Raw genomic sequence first — 15,539 nt, 5'->3', positions numbered from 1 at the left:
GCTCGCGGCAAAGGTATATCACGCCCTTGTTCCAGTGCCGCGGAGAAACGCGGCTCGTGGTCTGGGTGCTCGACGTGAATGCAGGTATACGGTAATCCGATGAGAGTCCTGAGCCTCGACCTCCTCCCGGACGGCCGCTACCGCCTGGCCGTCGACGAGCCGCAGAGGGTGGGTAAGTCCCTCGCGCTCGCCTACCGGTTCCCCGAGGTCGTCCTGTCCGCGGCGGAGCTCCACGTTCTCTATTGTGTTGTGGCCACGCCCCGACTCATGATCACTTCTGAGCGGGCGTTCTGGGAACGATTCGGCTTCTACCGGGAGACCGCGTCGACGGCGTACTTCGGCCTCGTCCGCGTCGCCGGGGAACTGGACGCCGAGCCGTCCCCGACGGCGGGCACAATGTCAGCGTGATAGACACGGAATCGGCCGCTCGAGAGGCAGCGCAACTCTGGCTGGACACGAACATGCGTCAGCCGGCCGGTGCGTTCCACGTCAAGGCGGTCGCCGACATCGGACCGATCTGGCGGGCCATAGTCGGCTGGGAGGGCAGCGCCGGTTGGGCGAGCGCCGTGTGGGTCGACAAGGCCACGGGGGAGACGGGGATGGATTCCTCGTCGTCGAGCAAGATCGGACCATCGGCTCGGGACGGCTACACGGCCATGATGCGGTCGAGAGTGAGGCCCGAGTTGAAGCGGCTGGGGTTCACGGGATCGGGCAAGACGTTTACGCTCCCGTCGCCAGATCACTACGCCACCCTCTCGTTTCAGCAGTCGCGTGGGAATTCGTGGACCCTGGCGACGTTCACGGCGAACCTGTCGGTGATATCGCATGCGGAGTGGTCGGCCACGCAGCCCGCGGTGTCCGAGCCCGCGGATGGGCCGGACCCGGATTGCGGGTACGGGGTGGGCTGGAGTGAACGCCTCGGAGAAGTCAGCCACCACGGCTACGACTACTGGTGGTCGGTGTGGGCCGGGTTCCCCACTGATGACGTCGCGGATGACCTCATCGTGGCGATTCGAGACCATGCCCTGCCCGCGATGCTCGCGTTGCTCGCCTGACTTTCCCCAACCGGGCCCGCTTACAGGGCCAGGCCGCCGTCGACGACGAGGGTCTGGCCTGTGATGTAAGAAGCCTGTGAGGAGAGCAGGAACGAGACCGTGGCGGCGATCTCCTCGGGCCGCCCGGTCCGGCCGAGGCACACCTGGTCGATGATCATCGAGGCCTGCTTCTCCGGCAGGCCGGCGATCATGTCCGTGTCCACGTAGCCCGGAGCCACCGTGTTCGCGCGGATGCCGTAGCGGCCGACCTCCTTGGACAGCGCCTTGGTGAAGCCGATGATGCCGGCCTTGGAGGCGCAGTAGTTGGTCTGCATCGCGGTGCCGACCACGCCGGCGGCGCTGGAGAGGGTGACGATGGCCCCGGCGCGCCGCTTCATCATCGCGCGGATCACAGTGCGGCAGACGTTGTACGTCCCGCCCAGGTTGACATCGAGCACTGAGTTCCAGGCTTCGTCGCTCATCAGCGCGAGCGGCGTGTCCTTGATGATCCCGGCGGCCGTGACGACGGCGTCGATGGCTCCGAGGTCGTTCTCGGTGTCTTGGACGAAGGAGCGCACCTGCTCCAGATCGGCCACGTCGACCCGGTGCAGCAGCACCCGGGCGCCGTGTTCGCGGGCCTCCGCGGCGGACTTCTCGCCGGCGTCCTGGTCGGACTGGTAGCACAGGCTCAGGTCGTAGCCGTCCTCGGCTAGCCGGGCGGCCACGGCGCGGCCGATGCCGCGCGAGCCTCCGGTGACGAGGGCGACGGGGCGACGGTCGCTGTTCATGGTGGGCTCCCTAGTGTTGCTGCGGTGAGGTCGGTTGTCGCGGGTCGGCCAGGGTGGCCGCGAGCGCCTTGCGGTCGGTTTTTCCGTTGCCGGTCAAGGGAAGTTCGGGGAGCAGTTCGCACCGGTCCGGGACCTTGTACGGCTCCAGTTCCTCCCGCAGCCGGGCCAGCAGCTCCACCGGGTCGAGCTTGCTGACCGCGAACAGGACCGGATACGGGCGCTCGGCGGTGGGGGAGAGTACGGCTGCCGCCTCGACGCCGGGCACCCGGAGCGCCGCCGCCTCGACCTCGGTGGAGCTGACCCGGTAGCCGTGCGATTTGTAGACGTCGTCGCGTCTGCCGCTGAAGTACAGAAAGCCGTCCTCGTCGAGCCAGCCGTAGTCGCCCGAGTGCAATTCGGGGAACAGGCCGTGGATCCGCGGGAAGCGCTGTTCGGTCAGTTCCGGGCGGCGCCAGTAGCCGGCCATCACGTGCGGGCCGCGCACCACGAGTTCGCCGATGGTGCCGGGCGGCACCGGGTGGCCGTCCTCGTCGAGAACCAAGACCTCGGTGCCGGGCAGCGGCAGACCGCTGGCTCCGGGGCGGCGCAGGTCCTCGTCGGGGGGCATGATCGAGACGCGCTTGCACTCGGTGAGCCCGAACATCAGCTGCACCTTGAGCGTGGGGACGTGTTGGCGCAACGTGGCCAAGGTCTGCACGGGCATCGCCGCACCGGTGTTCGTCAGTAGACGAAGATGCAGATCGCCACCGTAGCGCTCAAGCATTTTCGCCAGGTTGTCGGCGAGCGACGGGACACCGGGCAGCACGGTTGCCCGGGAGCGGCGCAGGTTGCGCAGCAGTGCCGGGCCGACGTCCGAGGACGCGCCGAGCCATACGTGCGCGCCGCCGAGAGCCGCGAGGAACACCTGGTAGAGCCCGTAGTCGAAGGACAGGGGCAAGGGTGCGTAGACGGTGTCGTCGGGACGGTAGCCGAGGCAGCCTTGAATCGCCTGCGCGGCGAAGAGCAGTTGGGCGTGGGTGCTGACCACGGCCTTGGGCATGCCGGTGCTGCCGGAGGTGTAGATGAGGCAGATCGGGTCGACGGTCAGGACGGCGTCGGCGGAGAGGGAGACGCCGGGCGAGGGCGGGGGAGTCGTCAGATCTTCGAGGTCTGCGACGTGGATACCGCAGCTGACGGCGGTCTCCCTGGCGTCCGGGTCCGCGGTGACGACCAGGGTCGGCTCGGCGTCGTCGTACACGTGCCGCAGTCCGGCGCCGCGCACCTGCTCGTGTAAGAGCACGAAGACAGCGCCGATGCGGGAGCAGGCGTAGGTGAGCGCGACCGTGCCCGAGTGGTTCGGCATGATCACCACCACTCGGTCGCCGCGCTTCACCCCGGTCTCGGCGAGCCTGGTCGCGGCGTGCCGGCTGGCCTCGGCCAGCTCCGCGTACGTCAGTGTCCTGTCGGCGTGTGTCAACGCGGGCGCGTCCGGCCGGAGTTCGGCGGCCTCGTCGAGGATGTGGTGCAGCAGGGTGGAGGTCAAGACGGCGCCCCTTGCCCAGGCGGGTCCGCGACCGCCCGGAGGTTGAAGGAGACCAGGGCCAGGTAACGCAGCTCCTGGTCGTACTCGGCGACCACGGTGAGGCGGTCCTTGCGCTGGTCCGGCGCGGCGGCGAGCTCGGCGGCCAGTTCGGTCCAGACGCGGGTGCAGATCCGGCCGGGGGCCGCTTGGCGCACCCGCCACGGCCCGGGCAGTTCACCCGGGTCGGGCAGTTCGTCGGCGAGACGGCCGGTGCGCGGGCCGTGGCCGAGGATCAGGACCGGCTCGGCCGGCCGGAAGGGCGAACGCACAGGCCCTTGGTCCTCCGGCCAGGCCGACGGCGCGATCTTGGCCAGTTCCGTTGCCAGGACGGTACCGACCTGGTCCGGTTCGACCTCGGGCAACGTGCGCAGAGCGGTCAGCTCGGCGAGCCCCTCGGCGGTGAACAGCATGCCGACTGCGTGGTCGGTGGACGGGTCCAGATCGGCCAGAGCCGGGTCGCGGTAAGCGATCGTGCCCTGATCCAGGGCGAGCACCGCGATCCGCTGGTATCCGCCGCCGCGGGCGAGCGCTCCGGCCGCGCGCAGGGCGGCGAACGCGGTTGTGCGGCCCTGATCGGTGACGGCGAAGACCATCGGCTGGCCGGTCAGCAGCTGCTGGACGTGTCCGGCTACTGAGGTCGCCAGGTCGCAGTCGGGCAGCGCGTGCGCGATGACGACCAGGTCCGGCGGTGGTGCCGCCGGAACGTTCAGGGCCGCCAGTGCCTGGGTGACGAGGTACGGGTAGCTGTTGTGGTTGCCGGGCAGCGCCTGCTCGGTGTCCACGTGGACGCCGTACGGCGCGCAGCGCTCGGCGAAGAACGCGGCCAGGCCGTCGTACGGCGGGAACTCCGGATTGCGGCCGAGTTCCAGGTGCCGGGCTGTGGTCAGTCGTAACACGTGCCCCCCTGTCCTAGTGCTGGACCAGCAGCGCGGAGAACGTCGCACCCACCCCGGCGCTGACCATCAGATAGTGGTCTCCGGGGCGGATGAGTTCGGACTCGACCGCGCTGCGATAGTTGATGAACGGGTCCGCGCAGAAGCAGTGGCCGGTGACCGGGATGTTCTCGAGCAGTACCCGTTCCGTCGGTATATCCAGTAGTTTGCACAGCATCGTCCAGGAGTACCGGTTCACGTTGTGCGGCAGGATCAGCCGCAGGTCCTCGAGGCCGATCCCGGCTTCGGCCAGGGCCGCCGCGATGAGGTCGGCCAGCGACGGCACATAGGACTTCTCGAACGCGGCCACCGATTCGGCGGACAGCACCGTCATCTCCGAGTACTCGCCGTAGGTGGCGGTCTGGTAGGCGACCACCGTGTCCCGGCGGCTGCGGGTCCCGACCAGGCAGGCCGACGAGGATTCGCCCATCACCATCACGGCCGGCATGTACCTGGCCACGTGCGGATAGGTCTTCTCCCCGGCCAGGACCAGGACCAGGGCGTCCGGGTCGTCGAGCTCTGCCAGCAGGCTGCCGGCCAGGTGCACGGCGAGCAGCCCGGAGGCGCAGGCGTGCTGGCTGACGGTGAACGCCTGGGCGTGGCCCAGCCCCAGGTTCCGGACCGTCTCGAGCAGCGGCGCGGACGAGTACGGCCCGGTCGGCTCGAGGGTCCGCGCGTGCAGCACGTATCGGACTCGGTGCCGGTTGTCCGGCAGCGTGGCCAGCTGTCGGGCCGCCGCGGTCAACAGGTCCGCCTGCCGCGCATCCGGATCCCAGCGGACCCGGTCCAGGCCGAAGAACCGCCGGTAGCGGCGCACCTCCCGAGCGTTGAGGCCGAGCGGCTCGGCCACGTCCTCCAGGCTCAGGCTTGCCTCCGGCAGGTAGCCGGCCACTTCCACCAGACCGGCGCCGCTCATCGAGCCCGCCCCCGGCCCGCCGGGCCGGCCGCCGTGTGCCGGGCGACGCGCGAGCCGCGCGAGGCGAGCAGCGGGTCCCAGCCGGGCGGACGCTCGGGCAGCGCCGCGGCCGCGGCGATCTGCTCGCCGCGGCAGACCTCGGTCAGCAGCGGCCGGTCCAGGATCAGTCCGGCGCAGCGGACTGCGCCGGCCAGCGCGCCGCCGATGCCGAAGCCGCTGCGGGTGTCCGCGCCGACCAGGTACAGGCCGGGCAGCGCCGTGCGGTGGTCCGGGCGGCCGGCGCCAAACTGGGCTGGGATCGCGGCCAGCCCGTAGGGGGTGCCGCCGCCGGTCAGGGTGAATCTGCTCTGGGTCATCGGGGTGGACACCTCGTAGTGCAGGATGTGCTTGCGCAGCCCTTCCAGACCGAGTGCGTGTTCTGCCACGTCCACCAAGGCCTGGCCCATCCGTTCCTTCTCCCGCTGATATGCCGGATCGCGGCGGTAGTCGTGGGCCGGGGCTTCGGTACACGGCCCGCTCAGCGGCGCGCGGTCCGCCGGTATCAGGGTCATGATTTCGAGGGTGTGGTGCGGCGCCCGGTCGGCCGGACCGGCCGGTCCGCCCTTGGCGGTGCCGGAACTGAGGAACGCGAAGCGCGGCTCGAGTGTCGGCTCGCCGCGGTTGAGCGCCGCGTGGGTCTCGTAGACGTCTTCGGATCCGTGCCACCACAGGTTGCTCGCGGGCAGGTCCACCTCGGCCCGGTCGAGCGCGAGGAAGGCGACGACCAGCGGCAGTGCCATGGTCGCGGCCGATGCCCGCGCGACCGCGTCCGCGGGCAGGTGCTTTCCGCCGAGCAGGCAGAGGACGGTGTGGCGGTAGTCGGCGTCGGAGACGACGATCGGTGCCTCGATCCGCTCGCCGGTGGCCAGCCGGACCCCGGTGACCCGGTCCCGGTCCACCTCGATCGCGGCCACCTCGGCGCGGGTGCGCAGTTCGCCGCCGTGGGCGGTCAGCGCCTCGATCATGGTCGCGGCCAGCATCTGGCCGCCACCCTCGGGGTAGTAGGCGCCGAACATGTAGCTGCCCAGCATTCCGACGTGGCCGAGCACTGACATCTCGTCCGGGCCGACGCCGTAGTTGATCGTCTGCGCGGCCAGGACGGTTGCTGCGCGCGGGGACAGTCCGCAGTGCCGGATCAGCTGGCCCAGGGTCGCCCTGGCCCAGCGGATCAGCGGCGACGGCGGCAGCGGCGCGTCAGGAGTGATCATCATCGAGGTCAGAGCGCCGTGCAGCGAGGAGACGATCTCCACGTAGCGGGTCAGGCCCTCGGCCTCCGCGGGCAACGCCTCGGTCAGCCGCTTGGCGTACCGGTCCCAGCCTCGTGGCACGTCGACGCTGACCGAGGGCAGCCGGATCCGGTCGAAGCAGTCCGGATCGATCTCCCGGAAGTTGATCCGGTCGGTCAGGCCCAGACCGCGGTAGATGTGGTGCACCACGCCGTCCGGCCCGCAGTCGCCGATGTAGTGCGTGCCCACATCGAACTCGTATACGCCGCGGCGGCGGAACACCTGGGTGCTGCCGCCGGCGATCGAGTGCCGCTCCAGGACCAGGACGCCGAGCCCTTGCGCCGCCAGGTAAGCGGCGCAGGTCAGGCCGCCGATCCCGGCGCCGATCACGACGGCGTCCCAGTGTTCGTGGTCTGCGACGGAGTTAGCGGTCATCGGGTCACGGCCTCGGTGGGCGTCGGGCGCGCGGCGCCGTTCGCGTGGGCGGTCCGCACGGCCGGGCGGGCCTTGAGATAGCCCTGCGCCGTGTGCAGCCGCTGGATGTGGCTGGTGCCCTCCATGAACTCGAAGGCTGCGCTGTCGCGCCACCACTTCTCCAGCAACGGGTGCTCCAGGAACGCGCCGCGGCCCAGCAGCCGCGGCAGTCGTCGGCAGTGGTCGCGAGCCGTGCGCACCGCTGTCAGCTTGGCCAGCGCGGGCAGGTACTCCTGCCTCCGGTCGGCGTCGAGTTCGGCGGCCGCCTGGAGCACCAGGTTCCGGGCAGCTTCGGTCTCCGCCCGCGCGGCGTCCAGCTGCGCGAGGTCCGAGGCGTTCCAGGACACACGCTCGGCGCGGACGTAGGCGTGCACTGCGGCCGCCGTGCCCACGGCCATCGCCGCGACCTGTACCCGCACGGTGTTGAACGCCTGTTGGACGCCCCACATGCCGCGGCGCAGCGGTGTCAAGTGGTTGCCGAGCAGGTCCTCCGCGGCTATCGGCACTCCGTCGAAAGTCAGCTCACTGATCTGCGCGCCGCGCAGCCCGACGGTGTCCAGCGGCGCGGCGGTCAGCTGCGCCGGCCGGCTGGTCAACAGCGCGGCTCGCAGCGCCACCGGGCCGGGACCCGTGCGGGCCAGCACCACGCCGACGTCGCCGCGGTAACCGTTGCCGATGTAGCGCTTGCGTCCGTAGAGCAGGTGGCCGCCGTCGCCGTCCGGGCGAAGTTCGGTGGACAGCCGGGTCACGTCGCTGCCCGCGTCCGGCTCGGTCACGGCCAGGTAGCCCCAGGTGCGTCCGTCGGCGACCGCCGCTCGCAGCCGCTCGTTCTGCGCCTCGTCGCCGAGGATCCGAACCAGCACTCCGGCCAGAGCGGGCCCAGGGCAGGCGAGCACGGCGCCGGCGTCCCCGGCGGCGAGTTCGAGCAATGCCACAGCCTGGCCCAGATTGCCCAGGCGGACCGGGTCGTAGGTCTGCACCGCCTCCAGCGCGGGGTGGCGCAGGTCGGCGGCGGCGAGAGGTGCCGCGTCGATCTCCAGTGCCACCGAGCGCAATCCGCGGGCCAGTTCCCGGGCCTCGGCGCGGAGCGCGGTCAGGTCGATGTCGGCGGCCACGCCTACGCCTCGCCGACGACGTGATCGATGGCTGATCCGACCCAGGCGCTGTGTACGAGCTCTGCCGCGTACAGCTCCCGTGCGGCATGATCGAGCACGTATCCACTCGCGCCGAACAGGGTACTGATAGACCATGCAGTCCTGGCGAGGCAGGCGTGCAACGCCTCCGCGGCGGCCGGCGTGGTGGCGGTGCGCAACCCGTGGCGACAGAGCTCGAGGTCTGCCACAGCATCGGCGATCTGCGCGCGCAGCAACGGTTTGTCGATCAGCGCAGCTTCCTCGACCCGGCGGGCGGAGAGATGGTCGACGGCCAGGTCCAGCAGCCGTGAGGTCACGCCGAGCCGGACCGCGGCGAGCATGAGCGCCAGGTCCGGCACGTCGCGCGGATCCGACTGCGCAGCCGGATCGGCGAAACGGACGAGTTCGAGTCCTGCGGCGGCGACGAGCGGATCGGTCCGCGGTCCCGTCGCGACCGCTTCCGCGCCGCAACTCCCGCGCGGCACCAGGGCCAGACCGCTCGCGGTCCGCGGAGCGGGCACCGCGTTGCCGAGGATCCGGCGCAGCCCGGCGGCCAGGCCTTGCTCCCGGCCGAGGTCCGTCAGCTCGTCGAACAGGTCCGGCGGCGTGATCGTGGCTGGCACCGGTCAGACCGCCGCCGTCATCCGGACCACGAAGTCGGCCAGGCTGCCCACGCTCTCGAGCACGGAGGCGTCCAGCTCGTCGACGTTCGCCTCGAAGCCGACGGCGTCCTCCAGATCCATCAGCACCTCGAGCAGCGAGCTGGAGTCCAGGTTCAACTCGGCCAGCAGCGCGGTGTCCTCGCCGAAGTCCGGCAACTCCCGGCCGACGGCCTTCTCGACCACCAGCTTGATCTCTTCCACGGCGCGGTTGCGGTCCATCGCTGCTCCCCCTCGGGCATCAGGCGTCGAATTCGTGGTGGTGCTGCTTGCGCAGCAGGTCCTCGGGCAGGTCGCGGTCCCGTACCAGGTAGTCCCGGCCCTGGTGGAGCAGCACCTCGGCGGGGAAGCCGTGGCTCAGGAACAGCCCCGGGGACGCGGTGGGGCCGTAGGCGCCGGAGCGCAGGATCCCGATCAGGTCGCCCGGGCGCAGCTCGGGCAGTTCCACGTCCTTGGCGATGGTGTCGTTGGGAGTGCACAGCGGCCCGGTCAGCTGCCAGGCGCCCGTCGGCGGCTCATCCGGCCGGCTCAGCAGCCGCACCGGGAAGTTGCGCCGCACATAGGAGCCGACGCCGACCGCGGCCATGTGGTGGTGCGTGCCGCCGTCGGTCACCGCGAACTGACGGCCCATCGACTCCTTGACCCCGCGCACGGAGACCGCGTACACCCCGGCTCGGGCGGCGAGGTAGCGTCCGGACTCGAACAGCAGCCGTGTATCGGGGTGGCGCCGGCGGAACGACTCGACCAGCGGGCGCAGCCCGGCGCGCAACACGCCGAGGTCCGGGTCCTCCTCCTTTTCGAAGTAGGCCACCCCCAGCCCGCCGCCGACGTCCACCGCGCGCAGGTCGATCCCGGTGGCCTCGGCCACCCGCTCGGCCAGTTCGAGGACCCGGGCGGTGTTGTCCACCACGGCCGTGGCGTCCAGAATCCGGGTGCCCAGATACGCGTGTACGCCGATCACGTCCAGCGCCGGATACCGTTCGGCCAGCGGGCCGGCCGCCAGGACCTGCTCCTCGTCGATGCCGAACTGGCGCGGCTTGCCGCCCATGGTCAGCCGCGAGCCGTTTCCGGCCTCCCGCGGGTTGATCCGGATCAGCGCCGCTTGGCGCACGCCGCGCGCGGCGGCCAGCCGGTCCAGCTCGCCCAGTTCGTCGAAGGACTCGACGACGGCGGCGTAGATCCCGGCCTCCACGCACGCGGCCAGCTCCTGCGTGCTCTTGCCCGGGCCGAGGAAGATGACGTCCTGCGGCCGGAACCCGGCGCGCAGCGCGGTGCGCAGCTCGACCAGCGAGGAGACCTCGGCCCGCGCGCCGTGCACGGCGAGCAGCCCGGCCAGGGTGATGTTCGGATTCGCCTTGAGCGAGTAGAACACCTCCATCGCCGGGTGCAGCGCCTCGCTCAGTTCGCGCAGCGCGCCGGTGAGCGCCGAGCCGTCGTAGACATAGAGCGGCGTGCCGTATTTCTCGGCAAGGAATCGATAGGTGTCGGCGGCGACGGCCGGATCGTTCGCCCACATGCCGGGACACCTCCATGCTCGAATACGGACGGGTTTTCGGCGCGCGAAACGGCCGCGACCGGCACGCGAGCGCATGTGGTCGCGAAGCGCCGGGGCCAGCCTGGCCGCGCCGTCTATATCTTTGCCATATTCGGACCGTTATAGAGAACATATAGGCCCGGCGTGCACCGTTGCTTTTCCAGGGGACCGCGGAGGCGCGGCCACTGTGCGGAAAGGGAGGTGCGTCGTGCCGGGTATCAACGCCTCGAGCGTCACGGGTTCGACGATCACCGGGCTGGGCGCGTACCGCCCCACCCGGTTGATGGACAACACGCAGATAGGCCGGATGTGCGGGGTCGAGGCCGACTGGATCCTGGAGCGCACCGGCATCGAGACCCGGTACTACGGCGGGGAAGACGAGGACGTGGCCATGATGGCCGCGGCGGCCGGCACCAAGGCGCTGGCGATGTCCGGCGTCGACCCGGCCGAGGTGGACCTGCTCGTGCTGGCCAGCGCCACCCGCAGCCGGCGGATCCCGGGCGAGGCGGCCATGATCGCCTCGATGATCGGGGTGCCGGCTCCGGGCGCCTTCGACGTGAACGCGGTGTGCGCCGGCTTCGCCTACTCCCTCGCCCTGGCCTCCAACGCGATCCGGCTCGGCGAGGCGCGCAACGCGCTCGTGATCGGCGCGGAGAAGGTCTCCCACCTGCTCAACCCGGAGGACCCCGACACCTTCGTCATCTTCGGCGACGGGGCCGGCGCGGTCCTGCTGTCGCGGTCCGAGGACCCCGGCGTCTCGCCGGTGGTCTGGGGCAGCGACGGCGGCCGGCGCGACGTGCTGATGAGCAACTTCGTCGCCCCCGGGGTCGAGTACGTGTTCATGGACGGTCCGCTGGTCTACAAGTGGTCCACCGCGACCATGCCGAAGGTGGCCCGGCAGGCCTGCGAGGCGGCCGGGGTGACGCTCGCCGACGTGAAGTGGTTCGTGCCGCACCAGGCCAACCGCCGGATCATCGACACCCTGACCCGGATGCTCCAGTTCCCTTCGGACCAGGTCGTGCGCGACGTGGTCACCACCGGCAACACCTCCGGCGCCTCGATACCGCTCGCGCTCAACACCCTGTACGAGTCCGGCCGGACGCAGAGCGGCGATCTGGCCCTGCTCCTCGGGTTCGGCGCCGGCCTGTCCTACGCCGGCCAGGTCGTCCGGCTGCCCTGAAACCGGGCGGCCGCGCACGACGCACTTCATCGACAAGGGGAGAGAAAGCATGACTGACAAGCAGATCGAGGACGAGGTCATCCGGATCCTGCGATCCAACAACACCGACCTCGTCGACTGGGAGATAAGCCCGGAGATGAGCTTCGAGGACCTCGGTCTGGACTCGCTGAACCGGATCGACGTGCTGGCCGAGGCCGAGTCGGTCTTCGAGATGTCCGTCCCGGACGCCGAGGTCGGCAACATCCTGAAGGTGCGGGACCTGATCGCCTTCATCGCCTCCGTGCGAGTCGGCTGAGCATGGCCGAGCGCTCGGCGGCCGACGGACGGCCGCGCGCCGTCCCGGGCGACCGCGTCCGGGAGTTGTCGGTCGGTCAGCAGGCGCTGTGGCTGCTGCACCGGACCGCCCCGGAAAGCTCCGCGTACAACGACGCCGGCGCTGTGCTGTTCAACCCGGCACCGCGGCCGGATGTGCTGGAGCGCGCCGTCGAGGCGCTGGTGGGCCGGCACGAGCTGTTGCGCTCGCGCTTCGTCGACCTCGAAGACCGGCCGGTGCGCGTCGTGCATCCGGCCGGCCCGGTGCGGATCGAACAGCGGCAGGTGCCTGGCCTCGACGACGTGGAACTGGTCGCCTCGGCCCGAGACCTGGCCCGCAGCCCGTTCCGGCTCTCCGATGAAGAGCCGTTCCGGGTGTTCGTGCTGCACCGCGAGCAGGACGCCGCGGTAGTCGTGGCCGCGCACCACATCGCCACGGACGCGTACTCGATGCACCTGATCTGGCGCGACCTGCTCGAGGCCTACCGGGCGTACGACGTGGAGTCCGAGCCGGATTGGCCGGAACTGACCGGTACCTACGACGACTACGTCACCCGGGAACGTCAGCTGCTTGATTCGCCGCGGCGGGCCGAGCTCGCCGCGTACTGGCGGGATCTGGCCGCGGGTGGCCGGGCGGCGGCGTTGCCCACCGACCGGCCGCGGCCGGCGAGTTCCGCGTTCGACGGCGGCACGTGCAGCAGCGCGTTGTCCGACGAGGCCGCGCAGCGGGTCCGCGAGGCCGCCCAGTCGCTGCGGGTCACTCCGTTCAGCCTGCTGTTCGGGGTCTTGCACGCTCTGCTGCACCGATACACCGGCGAGAACGAACTGCTGGTCGGCTGTCCGACCACGGTCCGGCGCAGCCGGTCGCTGCGCGACATGGTCGGGCTGCTGGTGAACTCGATCGTGGTGCGCAGCAGTTGGAGCGAGGAGACCACCTTCGCCGAAGCGATCGGCCAGGTCGGCGGGCAGTTGGCCGCGGCCATGACCCGCTCCGGCTATCCGTACGCCCTGATGGGCCCGGCCGCCTCGGCCGGCGAACCGCTGTTCCGGATCGCGGCCACGATGGTCACCGGCCTGCGCGAGCAGTCCGCGGCGCAAGGCGCCGGCGGATCCGGCCGGATCGCCGGGCACCGCGTCACCCGGCTCGACGTGCCGCACCTAGAAGGGCAGTGCGACCTGACGGTGGAGTTCACCCAGGACGGCGACGCGCTCGCGGTGGTCTTCCGCTACGACCGCGAGCTGTTCGACGAGTCCACTATCGGCACTCTGCTCCAGCGCTACCTGAACCTGCTCGGCGCGGCCTGCGCCGACCCGGCGCGGCCGGTGTCCCGGGCCGTGCTCACCGACCCGGCCGAGCGCCGCCGGCTGGCCCTGCTCGGCGGCCGGGCGGACGCGGGGCCGGCAGAGAAGTCGCTGTTCTCGTGAATTACGTCAGTGGTCCGAAGTGCCGCCTGAGGCGGCACGACGCTAGGGGAGGCCGTGGCCGATCAGGGCATTGAGGGGATCCTCTCGACAGTGGGCAACACCCCGCTGGTAGCGCTCGCCCGCCTGTTTCCGGACGCCTCCTCGAGGGTGTTCGCGAAACTGGAGCGGTTCAATCCGGGCGGCAGCATCAAGGACCGGTCCGCGCTGAGCATGCTGCTCGGACGGGTCCGCTCGGGCGAGCTGATCCCGGGTGTGTCGGTGGTGGTCGAGTCTAGCTCCGGCAACCTGGCCATCGGCATCGCCCAGCTCTGCCGCTACTTCGACCTGCGGTTCGTCTGCGTGGTCGACGCCAAGACGACGAAGCAGAACCTTGCCATCCTCCGGGCCTACGGGGCCGAGATCGAGCTGATCACCCAGCCCGACCCGGAGACCGGCGAGTACCTGCCGATGCGGCTGCGCCGGGTGGCCGAGCTGGTCGAGGCCATCCCGCACGCCTACAACCCGAATCAGTACTCGAACCCGCTCAACCCGCGGGCGCACCGCGGCACCATGGCCGAGATCGTCGGGGCGCTGGACCGGCCGGTGGACTACCTGTTCTGCTCCACCAGCACCTTCGGCACCCTGCGCGGCTGCGCCGAGTACATCAGGGCCGAGGGACTTAAGACCCGGGTCGTCGCCGTGGACGCGGTGGGCAGCATGATCTTCGGCCAGCCCCCGGCGGTGCGGCTGATCCCGGGCCACGGCGCGTCGGTGGTGCCGCCGCTGGCGGACCCGGCGCTGGCCCAGGACGTGGTGCACGTGTCCGATCTGGAGTGCGTGGTGGCCTGCCGCCGGCTGGTGGACCGCGAGGCGATCCTGGCCGGCGGCTCCTCCGGGGCGACCGTGGCCGCCGTCGGCCGCCGGCTCGAGCAGATCCCGGACGGGTCGACCTGCGTGCTGATCTTCCCGGACGGCGGCGACCGCTACCTCAACACCATCTACTCGGACCCGTGGGTGACCACTCACTTCGGTGAGGTCTCCCACCTGTGGAAGGACCGCAGATGCTGATCCTGCGCCAGGCGGAGGTCTCCGCACTGCTGGACGGGCGCGAGCGCGAGCTCGTCGACCTGGTCCGGGAGGCCTACCGGCTCTACGACGAGGGGCAGGCCGCGGTCCCGCACTCGGTCTTCCTGCGCTTCCCGCGCAACGCGCGCAACCGGATCATCGGCCTGCCGGCCTACCTCGGCGGACCGCAGCCGGTCGCCGGGATGAAGTGGATCTCCTCCTTCCCCGGCAACCTGGACTCCGGGCTCCAGCGGGCCAGCGCCGCGATCCTGCTCAACAGCCTGGCCACCGGGCAGCCGGAGGCGCTGATCGAGGGTTCGGTGATCTCCGCCCGGCGCACCGCGGCGAGCGCCGCGCTGGCCGCCTCGGTCCTGACCACGCCGGAGCAGTCCGGCTCGGCCGCGCTGCTCGGCTGCGGCGTGATCAACTTCGAGGTGCTCAGGTTCCTCGCCGCCGTGCTGCCGAACCTCCGTGCGGCCAGCGTGTTCGACCGCGACCAGGACCGGGCGGAATCCTTCCGCCGCCGCGCCGCCGAGGAGCTGCCCGACGTCGCCGTCGAGGTCGCCCCGAGCGCCGCCGCGGCACTGCGCGGCCACCGGCTGCACTCGATCGCCACCACCGCGGCCGAACCGCACATGGGCCTGGACGACGTGCCGCCGGGCAGCGTGCTGCTGCACGTCTCGCTGCGCGACCTGTATCCGGCGGCGATCCTCAGCTCGGTCAACGTGGTCGACGACGCCGACCACGTGTGCCGCGAACGCACCTCGCTGCACCTGACCGAGCAGGTCGCGGGCAACCGCGACTTCATCCACGCCTCCCTCGGGCGGCTGGTGCGCGATCCCTCGGCCCTGCGCCGCACTCCGCAGCAGAACGTGGTCTTCTCCCCGTTCGGCCTCGGCATGCTCGACCTCGCGCTGGCGGACTACGTGCGCTGCGCGGCCCTGGACCGGGGCCTGGGCACGCGATTCGACGACTTCCTGCTCGACGGCGGCGCCCTGGTCGCCTGACCGGCGGCCAGGCAATCTACGAACCCTGCGAAACAACGGAACTGGAGTAGCGATGAGCGACGAGCGCGGCTTCCTGGTGGTGCTCAACGACGAGGAGCAGTACTCGCTGTGGTGGGCGGAGCGCGAGCTGCCGCCCGGCTGGCGGGCCGAGGGGACCAGCGGCACCCGGGAGGAGTGCCTGGCCCGGATCGGCGAGGTCTGGACCGACATGCGCCCGCTGAGCCTGCGCCGGCGGATGGCCGAGACCGCGCAGGCCTGACCGGCCGGCCCGCCTA

General features: G+C 71.0%; 17 protein-coding genes. 8 read left to right on the top strand and 9 right to left on the bottom strand.

Annotation, left to right across the window (positions count from 1 at the left end; genetic code table 11):
- Nucleotides 1–99: 99 nt before the first annotated feature.
- The gene (locus ACTRO_RS15500; protein ID WP_157436230.1) at nt 100–408 is read left to right on the top strand and encodes a hypothetical protein; all 309 of its coding nucleotides are present in this window, start codon (nt 100–102) and stop codon (nt 406–408) included.
- A 53-nt stretch (nt 409–461) separates the two neighbouring features.
- Complete coding sequence (locus ACTRO_RS15495) at nt 462–1,055, top strand: DUF4304 domain-containing protein (protein WP_034263777.1); 594 nt, start codon at nt 462–464, stop codon at nt 1,053–1,055.
- Between the two features lie 20 nt (nt 1,056–1,075).
- Here the strand turns inward: ACTRO_RS15495 and fabG are convergent, their stop codons facing one another.
- Genes fabG through ACTRO_RS15450 form a run of 9 tightly spaced genes read right to left on the bottom strand, consistent with a single transcriptional unit; the run spans nt 1,076 to nt 10,278 of the window.
- Nucleotides 1,076–1,822: a 3-oxoacyl-ACP reductase FabG gene (gene fabG / locus ACTRO_RS15490; protein WP_034263775.1), complete on the bottom strand. Its 747-nt coding sequence runs from the start codon at nt 1,820–1,822 to the stop codon at nt 1,076–1,078.
- Between the two features lie 10 nt (nt 1,823–1,832).
- A complete protein-coding gene (locus ACTRO_RS15485; protein ID WP_034263774.1) occupies nt 1,833–3,344 on the bottom strand; it encodes a class I adenylate-forming enzyme family protein in 1,512 nt (503 codons plus the stop codon).
- A complete protein-coding gene (locus ACTRO_RS43360) occupies nt 3,341–4,279 on the bottom strand; it encodes a hypothetical protein (protein WP_051450887.1) in 939 nt (312 codons plus the stop codon). The genes ACTRO_RS15485 and ACTRO_RS43360 overlap by 4 nt, the downstream gene beginning before the upstream one ends.
- 13 nt (nt 4,280–4,292) lie before the next feature.
- Nucleotides 4,293–5,231, bottom strand: a complete 939-nt coding sequence (locus tag ACTRO_RS15475; RefSeq protein ID WP_034263773.1) for a 3-oxoacyl-[acyl-carrier-protein] synthase III C-terminal domain-containing protein — start codon at nt 5,229–5,231, stop codon at nt 4,293–4,295.
- On the bottom strand, nt 5,228–6,931 hold the full coding sequence (locus tag ACTRO_RS15470; RefSeq protein WP_034263771.1) for a phytoene desaturase family protein: 1,704 nt from the start codon (nt 6,929–6,931) through the stop codon (nt 5,228–5,230). Before ACTRO_RS15470 ends, ACTRO_RS15475 begins: the two co-directional genes overlap by 4 nt.
- A complete protein-coding gene (locus ACTRO_RS15465) occupies nt 6,928–8,085 on the bottom strand; it encodes an acyl-CoA dehydrogenase family protein (RefSeq protein WP_051450886.1) in 1,158 nt (385 codons plus the stop codon). The genes ACTRO_RS15470 and ACTRO_RS15465 overlap by 4 nt, the downstream gene beginning before the upstream one ends.
- Before the next feature lie 2 nt (nt 8,086–8,087).
- Nucleotides 8,088–8,726 carry an acyl-CoA dehydrogenase family protein gene (locus ACTRO_RS48900; protein ID WP_034263770.1) on the bottom strand — a complete coding sequence of 213 codons (639 nt, stop codon included), beginning with the start codon at nt 8,724–8,726 and terminating at the stop codon, nt 8,088–8,090.
- 3 nt (nt 8,727–8,729) lie between these two features.
- Nucleotides 8,730–8,984, bottom strand: a complete 255-nt coding sequence (locus tag ACTRO_RS15455) for an acyl carrier protein (protein ID WP_034263768.1) — start codon at nt 8,982–8,984, stop codon at nt 8,730–8,732.
- Nucleotides 8,985–9,003: 19 nt separating this feature from the next.
- Nucleotides 9,004–10,278: a type III PLP-dependent enzyme gene (locus ACTRO_RS15450; protein ID WP_034263767.1), complete on the bottom strand. Its 1,275-nt coding sequence runs from the start codon at nt 10,276–10,278 to the stop codon at nt 9,004–9,006.
- Nucleotides 10,279–10,504: 226 nt separating this feature from the next.
- Here ACTRO_RS15450 and ACTRO_RS15445 point away from each other — a divergent pair, with 226 nt between their 5' ends.
- The 6 genes from ACTRO_RS15445 to ACTRO_RS15420 are packed head-to-tail and all read left to right on the top strand — an operon-like array spanning nt 10,505 to nt 15,523.
- On the top strand, nt 10,505–11,476 hold the full coding sequence (locus ACTRO_RS15445; protein WP_051450885.1) for a beta-ketoacyl-ACP synthase 3: 972 nt from the start codon (nt 10,505–10,507) through the stop codon (nt 11,474–11,476).
- 49 nt (nt 11,477–11,525) lie between these two features.
- The gene (locus ACTRO_RS15440; protein WP_034263766.1) at nt 11,526–11,771 is read left to right on the top strand and encodes an acyl carrier protein; all 246 of its coding nucleotides are present in this window, start codon (nt 11,526–11,528) and stop codon (nt 11,769–11,771) included.
- 2 nt (nt 11,772–11,773) lie between these two features.
- Complete coding sequence (locus tag ACTRO_RS15435; protein ID WP_034263765.1) at nt 11,774–13,213, top strand: condensation domain-containing protein; 1,440 nt, start codon at nt 11,774–11,776, stop codon at nt 13,211–13,213.
- Nucleotides 13,214–13,267: 54 nt separating this feature from the next.
- A complete protein-coding gene (gene sbnA / locus ACTRO_RS15430) occupies nt 13,268–14,260 on the top strand; it encodes a 2,3-diaminopropionate biosynthesis protein SbnA (protein WP_034263763.1) in 993 nt (330 codons plus the stop codon).
- The gene (gene sbnB, locus ACTRO_RS15425; protein ID WP_034263761.1) at nt 14,254–15,264 is read left to right on the top strand and encodes a 2,3-diaminopropionate biosynthesis protein SbnB; all 1,011 of its coding nucleotides are present in this window, start codon (nt 14,254–14,256) and stop codon (nt 15,262–15,264) included. The genes sbnA and sbnB overlap by 7 nt, the downstream gene beginning before the upstream one ends.
- 52 nt (nt 15,265–15,316) lie before the next feature.
- Complete coding sequence (locus ACTRO_RS15420; protein ID WP_051450884.1) at nt 15,317–15,523, top strand: MbtH family protein; 207 nt, start codon at nt 15,317–15,319, stop codon at nt 15,521–15,523.
- Nucleotides 15,524–15,539 lie beyond the last annotated feature (16 nt).

The organism is Actinospica robiniae DSM 44927, from assembly GCF_000504285.1.
Classification (GTDB): Bacteria; Actinomycetota; Actinomycetes; order Streptomycetales; family Catenulisporaceae; genus Actinospica; species Actinospica robiniae.
Note: the sequence above shows the minus strand (reverse complement) of the source record. Positions and strands in the feature narration are given on the sequence as shown.